Source organism: Gordonia rubripertincta (assembly GCF_038024875.1).
Classification (GTDB): Bacteria; Actinomycetota; Actinomycetes; order Mycobacteriales; family Mycobacteriaceae; genus Gordonia; species Gordonia rubripertincta.
The window spans coordinates 4,467,222-4,483,313 of record NZ_CP136136.1 but is presented as its reverse complement, the minus strand read 5'-3'; the positions used below and the strand labels follow the sequence as shown (position 1 = coordinate 4,483,313).

Annotated in this window: 12 protein-coding genes and 1 pseudogene; 10 read left to right on the top strand and 3 right to left on the bottom strand. The window is 69.8% G+C overall.

The window, feature by feature from the left end:
- Positions 1-2: 2 nt before the first annotated feature.
- Entirely contained in the window at positions 3-1,583 is a 1,581-nt protein-coding gene (locus RVF83_RS20360) for a cobyric acid synthase (protein ID WP_039880535.1), read from the top strand.
- Between the two features lie 13 nt (positions 1,584-1,596).
- Positions 1,597-2,400 (top strand): alpha/beta fold hydrolase, encoded by an 804-nt coding sequence (locus tag RVF83_RS20355; RefSeq protein ID WP_005199015.1) that lies wholly within the window; start codon positions 1,597-1,599, stop codon positions 2,398-2,400.
- Between the two features lie 19 nt (positions 2,401-2,419).
- Here the strand turns inward: RVF83_RS20355 and mtr are convergent, their stop codons facing one another.
- Positions 2,420-3,817, bottom strand: a complete 1,398-nt coding sequence (gene mtr, locus RVF83_RS20350) for a mycothione reductase (protein WP_005199016.1) — start codon at positions 3,815-3,817, stop codon at positions 2,420-2,422.
- On the bottom strand, positions 3,814-4,875 hold the full coding sequence (locus RVF83_RS20345) for an alpha/beta hydrolase (protein ID WP_005199017.1): 1,062 nt from the start codon (positions 4,873-4,875) through the stop codon (positions 3,814-3,816). Before RVF83_RS20345 ends, mtr begins: the two co-directional genes overlap by 4 nt.
- Positions 4,876-5,027: 152 nt before the next feature.
- On the opposite strand from RVF83_RS20345, the gene mqo reads away from it, so the two are divergent.
- The 6 genes from mqo to RVF83_RS20315 are packed head-to-tail and all read left to right on the top strand — an operon-like array spanning position 5,028 to position 12,715.
- Complete coding sequence (gene mqo / locus RVF83_RS20340; protein ID WP_005199018.1) at positions 5,028-6,554, top strand: malate dehydrogenase (quinone); 1,527 nt, start codon at positions 5,028-5,030, stop codon at positions 6,552-6,554.
- 32 nt (positions 6,555-6,586) lie between these two features.
- On the top strand, positions 6,587-7,084 hold the full coding sequence (locus tag RVF83_RS20335; protein WP_005199019.1) for a GNAT family N-acetyltransferase: 498 nt from the start codon (positions 6,587-6,589) through the stop codon (positions 7,082-7,084).
- Entirely contained in the window at positions 7,081-8,985 is a 1,905-nt protein-coding gene (locus RVF83_RS20330; RefSeq protein ID WP_005199020.1) for a VWA domain-containing protein, read from the top strand. The genes RVF83_RS20335 and RVF83_RS20330 overlap by 4 nt, the downstream gene beginning before the upstream one ends.
- A gap of 24 nt (positions 8,986-9,009) precedes the next feature.
- A complete protein-coding gene (gene cobO / locus RVF83_RS20325) occupies positions 9,010-9,627 on the top strand; it encodes a cob(I)yrinic acid a,c-diamide adenosyltransferase (protein WP_005199021.1) in 618 nt (205 codons plus the stop codon).
- A complete protein-coding gene (locus tag RVF83_RS20320; RefSeq protein ID WP_005199022.1) occupies positions 9,621-11,069 on the top strand; it encodes a cobyrinate a,c-diamide synthase in 1,449 nt (482 codons plus the stop codon). Before cobO ends, RVF83_RS20320 begins: the two co-directional genes overlap by 7 nt.
- Positions 11,070-11,083: 14 nt before the next feature.
- On the top strand, positions 11,084-12,715 hold the full coding sequence (locus RVF83_RS20315; protein WP_039880538.1) for a GAF domain-containing sensor histidine kinase: 1,632 nt from the start codon (positions 11,084-11,086) through the stop codon (positions 12,713-12,715).
- Here the strand turns inward: RVF83_RS20315 and RVF83_RS20310 are convergent.
- On the bottom strand, positions 12,712-13,377 hold the full coding sequence (locus RVF83_RS20310) for a response regulator (RefSeq protein ID WP_005199024.1): 666 nt from the start codon (positions 13,375-13,377) through the stop codon (positions 12,712-12,714). The two genes, RVF83_RS20315 and RVF83_RS20310, sit on opposite strands and share 4 nt — an antisense overlap.
- Before the next feature lie 209 nt (positions 13,378-13,586).
- Between RVF83_RS20310 and RVF83_RS20305 the strand changes: the two are divergent.
- Positions 13,587-14,576: pseudogene (locus tag RVF83_RS20305) on the top strand (acyl-ACP desaturase); the annotation flags it as partial.
- A 312-nt stretch (positions 14,577-14,888) separates the two neighbouring features.
- Positions 14,889-16,088 (top strand): uroporphyrinogen-III C-methyltransferase, encoded by a 1,200-nt coding sequence (cobA, locus tag RVF83_RS20300; RefSeq protein WP_174351891.1) that lies wholly within the window; start codon positions 14,889-14,891, stop codon positions 16,086-16,088.
- Positions 16,089-16,092 lie beyond the last annotated feature (4 nt).

Sequence of the window (16,092 nt, the reverse complement as noted above, 5' to 3'; positions counted from 1 at the left end):
TCGTGGTGGCCGATCTCGGTGGGGCGTTGCTCGTGGGCGGGACCAGTAGTGACGCCGGCAAGAGCCTCGTCGTCGCAGGTCTGTGCCGCGCGCTTGCGCGCGACGGCATCCGGGTCGCGCCGTTCAAGGCACAGAACATGTCGAACAACTCGGTGGTGACCCTCGACGGCGGGGAGATCGGCCGCGCCCAGGCCCTGCAGGCCTTCGCCTGCGGACTCGAACCCTCGACGCGGTTCAATCCCGTCCTGCTGAAACCCGGAAGCGATCGTCGCTCCCACGTCGTGCTGCGCGGGCGCCCGGCCGGTGACGTCGGTGCCCGGGACTATCTGGCCTGGCGGGCCCGGCTGAGGGAGGTCGTCGCCGAAGAGCTCGCCTCGCTCCGCCGTGACTTCGACGTCGTGCTCTGCGAGGGGGCGGGATCGGTTGCCGAGATCAACCTCCGCCACAACGACATCGCCAACATGGGGCTCGCGCAGGCGGCGCGCCTTCCGGTGCTGTTGGTGACCGACATCGATCGCGGTGGCTCCCTGGCCTCGCTGTTCGGCACCACCGCGATCCTCGACCCCGCCGACCAGGCGCTGATCGCGGGTTACGTCGTCAACAAGTTCCGGGGCGACCCGACCATCCTCGAACCCGGGCTGCAGCAGGTCGAGGCGATCACCGGCCGCCCGACCCTTGGCGTCCTGCCGTTCTCCGACGATCTCTGGCTCGACGCCGAGGACTCCCTGGCCGCGCCTGTGGGCCGGCGGGTCGGACCGCCGACGGACAGGTGCGGCCCGGGGGCGCGGCTCCGCGTCGCCGCGATCCGGTTGCCCCGCATCTCCAACTCCACCGACGTCGAAGCGCTCGCCTGCGAACCGGGGGTCGACGTGACCTGGGTCGACGACCCGGGCAGCGTCGCCGCCGCCGACCTGGTGGTGATCCCCGGAACCCGTGCCACGGTCTCCGACCTCGCCTGGATGCGCGACCGCGGGCTTGCCGAGGCGGTCATCGCCCGCGCGGCCCGGGGCGCCCCGGTGGTCGCCATCTGCGGTGGTTTCCAGATGATGGCTCGCACCATCGACGACGTGATCGAATCCGGCCGCGGCCGCGTCGACGGCCTCGGCGTGTTCGATCTCGACATCTCCTTCGCCGCCGAGAAGACGTTGCGGCAGGTCGGCGGTACCGGCCGCGGGGGAGAGGTGATCAGCGGCTACGAGATCCACCACGGGCGGGTCGTCGGGTCGCGGGAGGACGCCTGGATCGTCGACGACGCCGCGGGACCCGAAGGCGCGGTGCGAGGTGCGGTCCGTGGGACGCACTGGCACGGACTGCTGGCCAACGACGCCTTCCGGCGTCGTCTGCTCACCGAGGTGGCCGCCGAGGCCGGTGTGCGGGACTTCCGGGTCGCGGGCGACACCGTGGTGGAGGCGATCCGGCGGCGTCAGGTCGACACCATGGCAGACCTGGTCGGCGAGCACCTCGACATGGACGCGGTGATGCATCTCATCGAGAACGGGCCGCCCGCCTCCGCGCCGGTCATCCGCCACCACGTGGACCTCAACGCCGGTTCGGCGCAGACGCTATCGTGGCCCAATGACTGAAGATCAGCGTCAGGTGACAGTCAACGGCCTCACCTTCGACGTCCGGATCGGGGGACCGGATCGGGGCCCGTGGGTCCTGCTGCTTCACGGATTCCCGGTGGACGGTTCCTGCTACGACGCGGTGCTCCCGCGACTCCACGAATCGGGCCTGCGGACGCTGGTCCTGAACCAGCGCGGCTACAGCCCGGGCGCGCGACCCGAGGCCGTCGAGGACTATCACCTCAGCCGCCTGGTGTCGGACGTGATCGCCGTGCTCGACGAACTGAAGATCGGGTACGCGATTCTCGTCGGACACGACTGGGGCGGCATCGTCGCCTGGCATCTCGCGGGCAAGTACCCCGACCGGTTCACCGGTCTGGTCGTCGCGAGCACCGGCCACCCGTCGGCGATGCGGGATGCGCTCGCGGCGAGTGATCAGCGCGAACGGTCCTCCTACATCCTGGATTTCGTCGCCGACGGCGCCGAGGAGACACTTCTCGCCGACGATGGTGCGAAGCTGCGCGCGGCCGGGGTCACCGCCGAGGAACTCGCCCCGCTGCGCGAACCGGGCGCACTCAGGGCCGCTCTGAACTGGTACCGCGCCAACTTCGTCGGCGACATCAAGGGCACCATGGCGTGCCCGCCGGTGGAGATCCCCACGACCCTCGTCTGGAGTGACGCCGACGCCGCGCTCGGTCGTGAGCAGGCAGAGGGCAGTGGCCGATACGCCTACTCCGACTTCCGGTTCTGCGAACTCGCGGGCGTCGACCACTGGATCCCGCAGAACGCTCCCGCAGCCCTCGCCAGCGAGATCGCCCTGCGGTCGGCCCTGTTCTAGGTCGGGTTCGGGGGCGGCCCTAGATCTCCAGCCCGAGCAGCGCGTTCTCGAGGACCTCGGGCATCGCCGGGTGGATCCAGTACTGGCCACGGGCGACCTCGAGCGCGGTCTGCCCGAAGGACATCGCCTGGATGACCGGCTGGATCACGGTCGGGGCCTGCGGGCCGATGATGTGCGTGCCGAGGATCTTGCCGGTGCCGCGTTCGGCGATCACCTTGCAGAAGCCGGTGGTGTCCTCCATCGCCCAGCCGTAGGCGACGTCGCCGTAGGCCTGGACCTTGACCGTGATGTCGTACCCGGCGTCGCGGGCCTCGTCCTCGGTCAGCCCGACCGAGGCGATCTGCGGGTGCGTGAAGACGGCCGCCGGAACGAACCGGTGGTCGAACTCGACGAGATCGGCTGCGTCCCAACCCTTCAGCAGGTTGGCCTGCACCACCCGCTCCTCGTGGTTGGCGACGTGCTTGAGCTGGTACGGCGAGCTGACGTCACCGAGCGTCCACACCCCGCGCGCGGCGGTCCGGCCGTGGGTGTCGCAGCGCACCCGGCCATCCTCGTCGAGTTCGATGCCGACCGAGGAGAGATTGAGGCGGTCGCCGTTGGGTTTACGGCCGGTGGCGACGAGCAGGACGTCGGCCTCGAGGTGCGTCCCGTCGTCGAACTGCAGGCGGACACCGCCGTCGGGCAGGTCCTCCGCACCGGTGATGCCGGTGTCGAGGTGGACGTCCCACTTCTCCTTGGCCACCTCGGTGAAACGGTTCGAGATGTCGGCATCCTGCTTGCGCAACAGCGCGGGGCCGCGGGCGATGATCGACACCCGGGAGCCGAGAGCGCCGAACACGTGCGCGAATTCAGCTGCGATGTAACCGCTTCCGACGATGACGAGTCGCTCGGGCAGTTCCGGCAGACGCATCACGTCGTTGTTGGTGTAGTACGTCACGCCGGAATCGGCGATGATCGGTGGGATGACCGCGCGCGAGCCGGCGGCCAGGACGGCCTCACGGGCGAGAACCGTTGCGCCGTCGGCGGTGACGAGACGGTAGAGGCCGTCCTCGTCCCGGCCGTCGAACTCGACATGGGAGCTGTAGACGGTGATGTTCTCGCACCGGTCGACGCGATATTCCTTGCCGCCCTGCGAGATCGGGTCGATCCGCCCGAAGACACGCTCGACGATGCCGGGCCAGTCCACCGAGTCGACCTTGGCGTGCACCCCGAGACGTGCGCCCTGCGTGGCGATCTCGGCGACCTCCGCCGCGTAGACGAACATCTTGGTCGGGATGCAGCCGACGTTGAGGCAGGTGCCGCCGTACACGCCTTCCTCGAAGATGGCGATCGTCTTCTCGGCGTAGCGCTCGTCGGGGATGGAGTTGCCGCTGCCGGAGCCGATGATGGCCAGGTCGACGACCTGCGTGGCGGTCATAGGGTGCTCTCTTTTCTGCTGGTTTCCGAGTTCTCGGTCGCGGGCCGGATGGTGTGGGTGAGCCAGTCGTCGACCTCGCGGTAGGCGTGCTCACGGGCCCGGGCCACGGAGAGGAAGACGTCGTGGCGGGCGTCGGGGATGGGGACGGTCGACACGCGCCCGCCGAGACATCCGCTCCAGCGGGCGATCTGGCGGACGTCGAGGACGGCGTCGGCACGATCGGTCGACGGCGAGTAGGCCTTCGCGAAATGGGTCTTGTCCGAACGCAACACGAGTGTCGGCGTCCCGACGTCGATGCCGCGGTGCAGCCGCCGCTGCCCGTTGCGGACGGCGTTCAGGAAACCGAAGGTGACCGGAAAGCCGCCCATCGGTTTGAGGGCCAGGTCATAGCTCCACTCACCGTGCGCACTCTCGTGGAGGCTCTCGCCGTAGGCCGAGGAGAGCTCCTGCGGGATCACCCGGGTCGGCTGCACCGCGGCCACCGCCTTGATCAGCATCGTCACCGGCAGCGTCCGCAGGACCGCGTCACCCTGGAGGTCCAGCCAGGGTGAGTTGAGCAGCAGGCCGTCGACGAGCCGGTGCCGGGCCGGGTCCTGCTCACGCAGGCGGTCGAGCCACAGCGCGGTGATCAGCCCGCCCGTCGAGTGGCCGGCGATGATCATGCGGGTGTCGGCACCCACCTCCTCGGCGATCAGCTCGAGCGCGAGGCCCAGTTCCTCGTCGTACCGGGCGAGATCGGTCGTGAAGTGGGCGGTGTGGTGGTCCTCCCGCGACCGTCCGCACTTACGCAGGTCGATCGCGTAGAACGCGTAACCGCGGGCGGTGAAGAAATCGGCCAGCGGCTCGTGGAAGAAGTAGTCGGTGAAGCCGTGGACATAGAGCACCGCACCGGCCAGGGGCCGGGGGCCGTCGATCCGCGCACCCGCCTCGGCGCGGCGGATCAGCGTCGCGGTGACGGGTGATTCCCCGTCCGGATCGTCGCCCAGCGGGATGGTGCGGAGTTGATAGTGGTCCAGGAAGCGGTCGGGTTGCCAGCCGGTGCCTGCGGATACGCTCACAGCAGCCAGCTTAGTGACCCCTCGGCTCGGGCAGGGGGTGCCGCGGAAGTGTCACGGAAACCACAGTTGAGCAGGTCGATTCTGTGACAGAACGTGCCATGCTGGACAATGGCCGATGAAAAGATCGTTGATCAGCTTGAAGTGGAGTCCAGGTGTCGAAAACGGTGATCAAGACCGACGTGGCTTTGGTGGGTGCAGGCATCATGAGTGCCACCCTGGGAGCTCTCCTCCGTCAGCTGCAGCCCGATTGGTCGATCAGCCTGTTCGAACGGCTCGACGCCGCTGCCGCCGAGAGCAGCGATCCCTGGAACAACGCGGGCACCGGACACTCGGCGCTGTGTGAGCTCAACTACACGCCCAAGACCGCCGACGGCGACGTCGACATCACCAAGGCGCTCAACATCAACGAGCAGTTCCAGGTGTCGCGCCAGTTCTGGGCCCACGCGGTCGACCAGGGCATCCTCGGCGATCCCTCGGAGTTCATCAACCCGATCCCGCACGTCGCCTTCACCCACGGCGACGCCGGCGTGAAGTACCTGCGCAAGCGCTACGACAACCTCGCGGGCCAGACCCTGTTCGAAGGCATGGAGTTCATCGACGACCCGGCCGAGTTCACCAAGCGTCTCCCGCTGATGTCGGCCGGTCGCGACTTCTCCGACCCGGTCGCGCTGAACTGGTTCGACCAGGGCACCGACGTCGACTTCGGTGCGCTGACCCAGCAGCTGCTCAACTACGTCGCGCAGGGCGCCGACATCTACTTCGGTCACTCGGTGACCAACCTGTCCAAGCAGTCCGACGGCAGCTGGATCGTCAAGGTCCGCAACGGGCGCACCGGCGACGTCCTGAAGGTCCACGCGAAGTTCGTCTTCGTCGGCGCCGGCGGCGGTGCGCTGCACCTGCTGCAGAAATCGGGCATCAAGGAGGCCAAGGGCTTCGGCGGCTTCCCGGTCTCCGGCGAATTCTTCCGCTGCACCAACCCCGACCTCATCGGCGAGCACCAGGCCAAGGTCTACGGTCAGGCCGCCGTCGGCGCGCCGCCGATGTCGGTGCCGCACCTCGACACCCGGGTGATCAACCACAAGCCGGGCCTGCTGTTCGGCCCGTACGCCGGCTGGTCGCCCAAGTTCCTCAAGTCGGGCAAGATCACCGACCTCCCCGCCTCGATCAAGCCGGGGAACCTGCTGCCGATGGTGTCGATCGCGCCGCAGGAGTTCGGTCTGCTCAAGTACCTCATCAGCGAGCTCGCCGCGAACAAGGCCGACCGCGTCAACACGCTGTCGGAGTTCGTGCCGCGTGCGCTCGGTGCCGACTGGGAGCTCATCACCGCCGGTCAGCGCGTCCAGGTCATCCGCAAGACCGGCGTCGGCGGCAAGCTCGAGTTCGGTACCGCGGTCGTGACCTCCGAGGACGGCACCATGTCCGGCCTGCTCGGTGCGTCGCCGGGCGCGTCGACCGCCGTCCCCGCGATGCTCTCGGTGCTCGAGAAGTGCTTCCCGGCCGAATACGCCGGCTGGTCGCCGAAGCTCACCGAGATCATCCCGTCGTTCGGTCAGAAGCTCAACGGCAACCGTGACCTGTACCGACAGGTGTGGGACTGGACCAACAAGTCCCTGCGGCTGACCGGTCGCGACGCGAGCACCGTGCAGACCGACGCGCTCGCCCCCGCCACCGCGGGGTGATCCTGGGCGGTCAACTGTGCTAACCACGACACATGAGTCCTGAACCGCAGCACGACCGGCGCCCGCAGGTACACCGCAGTACATCTGCCGAGATCGACGCGGCCACGCTGTACCGGATCCTGCGGCTCCGGGTCGACGTGTTCGTCGTGGAGCAGGCCTGCCCCTACCCGGAGATCGACGGTCGTGATCTCGAGCCGACGACACGTCAGTTCTGGATCACCGAGAGCGGTGAACCCGACGACGACGCCGTGCTGGCGACCCTGCGCCTCCTCGAGGAGCCGCCGGGTGCGGACGGCGGGACCGTCTACCGGATCGGGCGTGCCTGCACGGCACGCGCACATCGTGGCCGGGGCCTGGTTGCCCGACTCCTCACGGTCGCGCTCGACGAGGTCGGGGACCACCCCTGCCGGATCGAGGCGCAGGCCTACCTCACCGAGATGTACGGCAAGTTCGGTTTCGTCGCCGAGGGCGACGAGTACCTCGAAGACGGGATCCCGCACGTGTCCATGCTCCGATCCGGCCCGCGATGACCGACGTCCCGGAACCGGCCCCGGTCCGCTATCCGTTCAGCGCGGTCGTCGGACAGGAACAGCTCAAGCTGGCCCTGGTCCTCTCCGCCATCTCGCCGAGCATCGGCGGCGTCCTGATCCGCGGTGAGAAGGGCACGGCCAAGTCCACCATCGTGCGCGGGCTCGGTCCGTTGATCGGCGACGACGATGGCTCCGGGCGTGTCGTCGAACTGCCGATCGGTGCGACCGAGGACCGCGTGATCGGTTCCCTCGATCTCACCTCCGTACTGCGAGACGGTCGTGCGGAGTTCACCCCCGGGCTGCTCGCCCGCGCCCATCGGGGCGTCCTCTACATCGACGAGGTCAACCTGCTCGCCGACCATCTCGTCGACGTCCTGCTCGATGCCGCCGCGAGTGGGCGCGTCACCATCGAGCGTGACGGTGTATCCCATACGCAGGCAGCGGATTTCGTGCTCGTCGGCACCATGAACCCGGAGGAGGGGGAGCTGCGCCCGCAGCTGCTCGACCGCTTCGGGCTCGCGGTCGACGTCGCCGCGGGAAAGGATCTCGACGAACGCGTCGAGGTCGTCCGGCGGCGGATGGCGTTCGACGCCGACCCGAACGCGTTCGCGACCGAGTACGCCGAGGCCGAACACGATCTGGCACAGCGGATTCACGCGGCGCGGGAAGCGGTGAACGGGGTCGAGGTCCCGACCCGCGAGCTGCGCCGCATCGCCGGAATCTGCGCCCACCTCGACGTCGACGGACTCCGCGGCGACATCGTCGTCGCGCGCACCGCCGCCGCACACGCGGCCTGGCGCGGGGTCATGACGGTGGCCGAGGTGGACGTGCGGGCCGCCGTCGAACTCGCCCTGCCGCACCGCAGGCGCCGCAACCCCTTCGACGAATCCGGTCTCTCGAACGACCAGCTCGACGACGCGATGTCGGCCGGCCAGGACGCCGCCGGCCCCGAGACGCCCGACTCCCCGGACGACGACCCGACACCACCGGAAGGCGGACCGGGTGGGGGTGCGCCGGAGCCGGGGGAGTCCTCGGACTCCGCTTTGACTCCGGAAAGCGCCGATGCACAAGCGGAATCGGAGTCCCGACCGCAGGCGGCCCCCGGACCGGCCTTCGGTGCCGCCCCGACGCCGACGGGGCGGCGGGTGCGTGCGCTCCGCGTGACCGGGGTGGGAGACGGCGACCCCGGCCGCCGGTCGAAGGCGCGCAGCAGGCGCGGCCACACGACCCACGCCGTCGACTTCGAGGCCGGCCGGCCGGTGCACCTGTTCGCCACCATCCTCGCCGCAGCGGGCCGGGCACCGCGGTCGTCCGTCCGGATCGCCGCACCCGACCTGCGCTCCGCCGAGCGCATCGGCCAGGAGTCGAACCTCGTCGTCTTCGTGGTGGACCTGAGCGGATCGATGACCGCCCGCCGCCGGCTCACCGCGGTCGCGGAACTGTGCGTCGAGATGCTGCGGGATTCCTACACGCGTCGCGACCGGGTCGCCGTGATCGTCGCACGCGGAGGTACCGCGACGCTGGCCGTACCGCCCACCAAGTCGGTGGACATCGCGGTGCGCCGCCTCGCCGAGATCCGCACGGGCGGCCGGACGCCACTTGCCGAGGGGCTGGCCCTGGCCGGCGACGTCGTCGAACGTTGTCGCCGCACCGAGCCGAACCGCCGGCCGCTCCTCGTGGTCCTCACCGACGGTCGCGCCACCTCCGGCCGGGATGCCCCGGCACGGGCGCGGCTCGCGGCCTCGGCGATCCGCCGCCGGGGCATCGAGTCGGTGGTCGTCGACTGCGAGCAGGGGATGGTCCGGCTCGGCCTCGCCGCCGACCTCGCCGGACACCTCGGCGCCGAGTTGCTGACCATGGACCAGCTGTCCGCGACCGCACTGACCCGCGGCGCGGCCTGAATCCGGCTACGAAGGAGACATCCAGTGCCCCAAGGGGTTCCCGCTTCGGTTCCCGATGACGGCCTGACCACCCGCCAGCGTCGGAACCAGCCCGTGCTGGCCGTCCATACCGGTGACGGCAAGGGGAAGTCCACCGCCGCCTTCGGCATGGCCATGCGTGCCTGGAACGCCGGTATGCGAGTCGCGGTCTTCCAGTTCGTGAAGAGCGCCAAGTGGAAGGTCGGGGAGGAGTCGGCGCTGCTCGCTCTCGGGCAGTGCCACACCGACACCGGTGCGGGCGGCCCGGTGGAGTGGCACAAGATGGGCCAGGGGTGGTCGTGGCTGCGGGCAAACACCGACCACGCTGATGACCACGCCGCCGCGGCACACGCAGGCTGGGCCGAGATCGCCCGTCGGCTCGACGCAGGCGAACACGACTTCTACGTCCTCGACGAGTTCACGTATCCGCTCGACTGGGGCTGGGTCGACACCGACGAGGTCATCGAGACGCTCGCCCGACGCCCCGGACGCCAGCACGTGGTCATCACCGGTCGCCGCGCGCCGCAGAAGCTCGTCGACACCGCGGATCTCGTCACCGAGATGCGCAAGATCGCCCATCCGATGGACGTCGGACGCAAGGGACAGAAAGGCATCGAGTGGTGACCGTGCCCGGGACGACGACTCCGGCGGTGGTGATCGCGGCCCCGTCGTCGGGCAGCGGCAAGACGACGGTGACTACCGGACTGATCGGCGCGCTGCGCGCGGCCGGGCATCGGGTGGCGCCGTTCAAGGTGGGTCCGGACTACATCGACCCCGGCTATCACGCTGTCGCCGCGGGGCGTCCCGGCCGCAACCTGGATCCCAACCTGGTGGGCGAGGACCTGATCGCGCCGCTGTTCGCCCACGGCGCCGCGGGGGCCGACATCGCTGTCGTCGAAGGCGTGATGGGCCTGTTCGACGGCCGGATCACCGGCGACGTGCTCGGCAGCGCCTCCGACCCGCTGGGTGTCGGCTCGACCGCACATGTCGCGGCGGTACTCGGTGCGCCCGTCGTGCTGGTCGTCGACGCCGGCGGGCACAGTCAGTCGCTCGCCGCGGTCCTGCACGGGTTCCTGTCCTATGACTCGTCGGTGCACATCGCCGGCGTGATCCTCAACCGGGTCGGCTCGCCGCGGCACGAGATGGTGCTGCGTCAGGCGTGCGCGCGCGTCGGCGTTCCGGTGTTCGGCGTGTTGCGCCGCGACCCGTCGCTGACCGTGCCCTCCCGGCACCTCGGACTCATCCCCGCGGCCGAGCGCAGCGCCGACGCGGTCGCCGCCGTCGCCTCGATGACCGATCACCTGCGCGACGCCCTCGACCTGCCGGCGATCGTGGCCGCCGCCCGGCAGCGTCGGGTTCCCGACGCCGCACCCTGGTCGGCGGCCGACGCACTCGCGCCCTTCGCGCCCGACGACGGCGTTCCGCATCCGCACCCGCGCCCGGTCGTCGCGGTCGCCGGGGGAGCCGCGTTCACCTTCGGCTACACCGAACACGCCGAGATGCTGCGTGCCGCGGGGGCCGAGGTCGTCGCCTTCGACCCGCTGTCCGACCGCCTGCCCCCGGGCACCGCCGGCGTCGTGATCGGCGGCGGCTTCCCGGAGGAGCACGCCGAAGAGCTCGGCGCCAACCATGAACTGCGCGCCGACCTGCGGGCGCATGTCGCGGCGGGCCGTCCGATCCACGCCGAGTGCGCGGGCCTGGTCTACCTCGCCGATCATCTCGACGGCCGTCCGATGAGCGGTGTCCTCGACGTCGCCGGCAGCTTCGGGCCGCGGCTCACGCTCGGATACCGCGACGCCGTGGCCGTGGCCGACTCGGTGCTGTTCGGGGCCGGGGAGCGCGTCACCGGGCACGAATTCCATCGCAGCACCGTGCACGCAGGTGAGGCGGCGACGCCGGCCTGGGCATGGCGCGATGCCGAGGGGCGGCCGGCCACCGACGGCGTGGTCACCGAGGCGGTCCACGCGTCGTATCTGCACCTGCATCCGGCGGCGATCCCGGCGGCGTTGAGCCGTTTCGTCGCGCGAGTAGGCTCCTCGGCGTGCACGATTCCGATCAATTCCTAGACGCGGGTTCGCCGATGACGGCTAGGCGGTTGCGCGAGACGCTCGATGCGCTGGCCGCTCACGGAGCCGACGATCCGGATCTGCTCCGCCAGCTGCTCGAGGCCGTGCTCGTCGTCGGGCAGGGCGTCGAACTCGATCGTGCGCTGCAGCGCATCGTCGAGGTGGCCGCCGGTCTGGTGGACGCGCAGTACGGTGCACTGGGCGTGCGCGGACCCGACGGCGGTCTGAGCGAGTTCGTCCACATCGGGATCACCGAGGCGCAGCGGGCGACGATGGGACACCTGCCGGTCGGCCGCGGCGTGCTGGGTCTGCTGATCGACGACCCCCGACTGCACCGCATCCATGACCTCGGGTCGCATCCGACCTCGGTCGGGTTCCCGCCCAACCACCCGCCGATGCATACCTTCCTCGGTGCGCCGATCCTGGTGCGCGGGGAGGTCTTCGGCAGCATCTACCTCACCGAGAAGCGATCGGCCGACGACTTCTCCGAGGTCGACGAGACGGTCGTGGCGGTGCTCGCGGTGGCCGCCGGTATCGCCATCGACAACGCCGGACTCTTCGAGCGGGCGCGCACCCGGCATCGCTGGATGCAGGTGCTGGCCCGGCGCGGATCGGAGCCGCTCGCCGGTATCGCCCTGTCGGACACCATGTCCCGGATGTGTGTCGATGTCGCCGACCTGGTGGGTGCGGTCGACGTGTTCCTTCTCACCGAACTCGACGGCGAGGTGGAGTTGCGCGGTCACACGGGTGAGCGGATCGAGCTCGACAACTTCACCGCGCCGCATGCGAACGCGCTGACCGTCCTGCGCGCCGGCACCATGGCCCCGACACTGGTGCGCCGGGGTGCCCGCTGGACGACGGTGCAGCCGCTGCAGCGGGCCTCGGGTGCCTTCGGCTGGATGCTCATCACCCACCGCAACCGCCCGTACTGGGACTCCGAGGAGATCGCCGGACTGGCCGGCGTCGCCGAGATCGCCTCGCTGGCCGTCGTCTACGCCGAACAGCAACAGATCGCCCGCGATCTCGAGGTGCTCGAGGATCGTCACCGCATCGCGCGTGACCTGCACGACCACGTGATCCAGCGACTGTTCGCGGTGGGCATGTCGGTGCAGACGTTGCTGGCCGGGTCGACCGATCCCGCCGCCGCGACCGCGCGACTCGAGCAGATCATGACCGACCTCGATCGCACGATCGCGCAGATCCGGACGTCGATCTTCGACCTGCAGACGGTGACCGCCGGCGACGACGGGTCGACCCTGCGGCGGCGCGTCCTCGACATCGTCTCCGAACTGTCCGGGCATGCGTCGATCTCGCCCAGCGTCCAGTTCGACGGTCCCGTCGACACCGTGGTGCCGGACACGCTGGGACCCCACATCGACGCGGTGCTGCGTGAGGGCCTGAGCAACGCGTTGCGGCACGCGCAGGCCGAACACATCGCTGTCGCGGTCCGTGCCGACGACGTGCTGACGGTCGAGATCACCGACGACGGGGTCGGTATCGGCACCGACGTCACCTACCGCGGGCTGGAGAACCTCACCCGGCGCGCCGAGGACTGCGACGGGACGTTCAGCGTCGTGACCCGCCCGCGCGGCAAACGCGAGGAGGGCGGGACGACGCTGACCTGGTCGGTCCCGCTGATCGGCTAGTTCCTGCCGTCGCGCAGCTTGGTCGCCATCACCGCGACCTGGGTGCGGCGCTGCATGTCGAGCTTGCCGAGGATGCGGGACACGTAGTTCTTGATCGTCTTCTCCGCCAAGAACATCCGTCCGGCGATCTGCCGGTTCGTCAGACCCTCGCCGATGAGGTTGAACACCTCGCGTTCCTGATGGGTCAACTCGGCGAGCGGGTCCTTCTCCTCCTGCTTGCCGTCGCGTAGCTTCGCCAGCAGGGCAGCGGTCGACCGGTCGTCGAGCAGCGAACCGCCCTGTCCGACGGTGCGGACCGCGGCCACCAGGTTGTGGCCGAGGATCTGCTTGAGCACGAAGCCCGACGCGCCGGCCAGGACCGCGGCGAGCAGGGCGTCGTCGTCGGCGTAGCTGGTCAGCATCAGGCACTTCACGTCCGGTTCGGCGGCGCGGACGTCGCGGCAGAGTTCGACACCGTTGCCGTCGGGCAGTCGGACGTCGAGCACGGCCACGTCGGGCTTGGTCGCGAGGATGCCGACCAGGGCCTCACCGACGGATGCGGCCTCGCCGACGACCTCGATGTCGCCTGCGGTGCCGAGGAGGTCGCGGAGTCCGCGTCGGACGAGTTCGTGATCGTCGACGAGGTAGACGCGAACCGGTGTGGGGGTCGAATCGTCAGCCATGGTCTGAACGTACCGGACCTTCTCAGCTGCGAGAACTCACAACGGGGCGTGGTGTCGGCGGCGACGAGTGTCCCGGCCACATTCGCGACGTCTGCCCCCATGGAAGCGGGACTTTCTCCCCACGAGCAACGCCCGTCCCGGCGCGCACAGTGGTTGTCGACGGATTCTCGATCCGCCTGTCCCACCCGACCTTCGGACCAGGAGAGCACGTGACCACCCTCATCGGACCCCCGGAACTGACCAACAGCGGGATGACCGGATCGGACCTGCTGCGCGAACTGCTACCCGTGTGCGAGACCGAGGTGGAGCGTCACATGCGGATGACCAAGGACTGGCATCCGCACGACTACGTGCCCTGGGACTCCGGTCGCAACTTCGCGATGCTCGGCGGCGTCGACTGGGACCCGGAACAGTCGCAGCTGTCGGAGACCGCCAAGGCCGCGATGATCACCAACCTGCTCACCGAGGACAACCTGCCGTCGTACCACCGGGTCATCGCCGAGAACTTCAGCCTCGACGACGCGTGGGGTTGGTGGGTCGGACGCTGGACCGCCGAGGAGAACCGCCACTCGGTGGTCATGCGCGACTACCTCGTCGTCACCCGCGGCGTCGACCCGGTCGAGCTCGAAGAGATCCGCATGGCCCACATGACGTCGGGCTTCAACCCGTTGCCCGAGGACGACGGACAGCGTGACCACAGCTTCGACATGCTCTACGCCGTCGCCTATGTCAGCTTCCAGGAGCTCGCCACCCGCGTCTCCCACCGCAACACCGGCAAGGCCTGCGGCGACCCGATCGCCGACCGGATGCTGCAGCGCGTGGCGGCCGACGAGAACCTGCACATGCTCTTCTACCGCAACATCGTCGCCGGCGCCCTCGACCTGGTTCCCGACCAGACCATGGCCGCGATCTACGCGATCGTCTCCAACTTCCAGATGCCCGGCGCCACCATGCCGAACTTCCGGCGCAACGCGGTGCTCATCGCCAAGGGCGGTATCTACGACCTGCCGCAGCACATGTCCGAGGTCGTCATGCCGGTGCTGCGCAAGTGGCGCATCTTCGAGCGCGAGGACTTCGGTCCGCTCGGCGAGCACTACCGCGAACAGCTCGCCGCCTTCCTCGATGAGATGAACGTCAAGGTCGAGAAGTTCGAGGCCTCGCGTGAGCGCGCCCTGCAGCGCGAGCGGGCCCGGAGCCGCCGCATGACGATCACGGAGCCGGTGCGGGTGGGCTGTGAGTCCGGATTCGCCACGGCGATCTCGATGGCAGAGGCGGCTGCCGACCGGAACCCGGCCTGGTGGAACGAGATCCGCATGGGCGCCGACGACGCGCTCGACGCCGCCTATTGCAGTTCCACGCTGCTCGGCATGTTGCTGCAGTCTGCCGCGCACCGGCTCGGCGTCCCGGCCGCCGACATCTGGGATCACATCCGACGCACCGGAGAACTGCCGCTGTAGATCACACCGGACAGGCGCCGGAGAGCAGGTCGGCGCCCGGTAGTGTTCCGTGCCATGTCTGGTCACTACCTCGTCGGCCTCGATCTCGCGGGCCGCAGGGTGGTCGTCGTCGGCGGCGGTTCCGTCGCACAGCGGCGGCTGCCGAACCTCATCGCGGCCGGAGCCGACGTCCACGTCATCGCCATCGATCCGACGCCGGCCGTCGAATCGTTCCAGGGCATCACCGTGACCCGCCGCGCGTACGCCGACGGCGACCTCGAAGGTGCCTGGTACGTCATGGCCTGCACCGACGATCCGGCGGTCAACGCGGCGGTCGTCGCCGAGGCCGAGCGCCGCCACACCTTCTGCGTGCGCGCCGACGACGCACCGCACGGAACCGCGGTCACCCCGGCGTCCGCCCGCCATCGCGACGTCCAGTTCGGCGTCCTCGCCGGTGGCGACCACAAGCTGTCGGCCGCGTTGCGCGCCGCGATCAGCCGTGCCCTGGCGGAGGGCTCGCTGAGCGTCGACGATGTCGAGCCGCACGCCCCGGGCGTCGCGCTGGTCGGCGGCGGTCCCGGCGATCCCGACCTCATCACCGTGCGCGGTCAGCGCCTCCTCGCCGAGGCCGACGTCGTCGTCGCCGACCGTCTCGCACCCGCCGAACTGCTCGAATCACTCGGCCCGCAGGTCGAGATCATCGACGCCGCCAAGGTGCCCTACGGACGCGCGATGAAGCAGGAGGCCATCAACGACGTCCTCGTGGCGCGCGCCAAGGAGGGCAAGTTCGTCGTCCGGCTCAAGGGCGGCGACCCCTATGTCTACGGTCGCGGCTTCGAGGAGCTGCAGGCCTGCGTCGCCGCCGGTGTGCCGGTGACCGTGGTGCCCGGCATCAGCAGCTCGATCGCCGCACCCGCGTCGGCCGGCATCCCGGTGACCCATCGCGGCGTCACCCACGAGGTGGTCATCGCCTCCGGTCACGTCCCGCCGGGACACCCCGACTCGCTGATCGACTGGTCGGCGATGGGCAAGCTGCGCGGCACGCTCGTGCTCATGATGGCCGTCGAACGCGTCGACGTCTTCGCCGACGCCCTGCTGGCAGGCGGCCGTCCCGCCGACACACCGGTGGCCATGATCGAGAACGGATCGCTGCCGACGCAGCGCCTGCTGCGCACCGACCTCGCGCATGCCGCCGAGGTCGCCGAGGCCGAGGGGCTGCGGCCGCCGGCCATCGTCGTCATCGGCCAGGTGGCCGCGTTCACCGAAGGCGCCTGAGCCG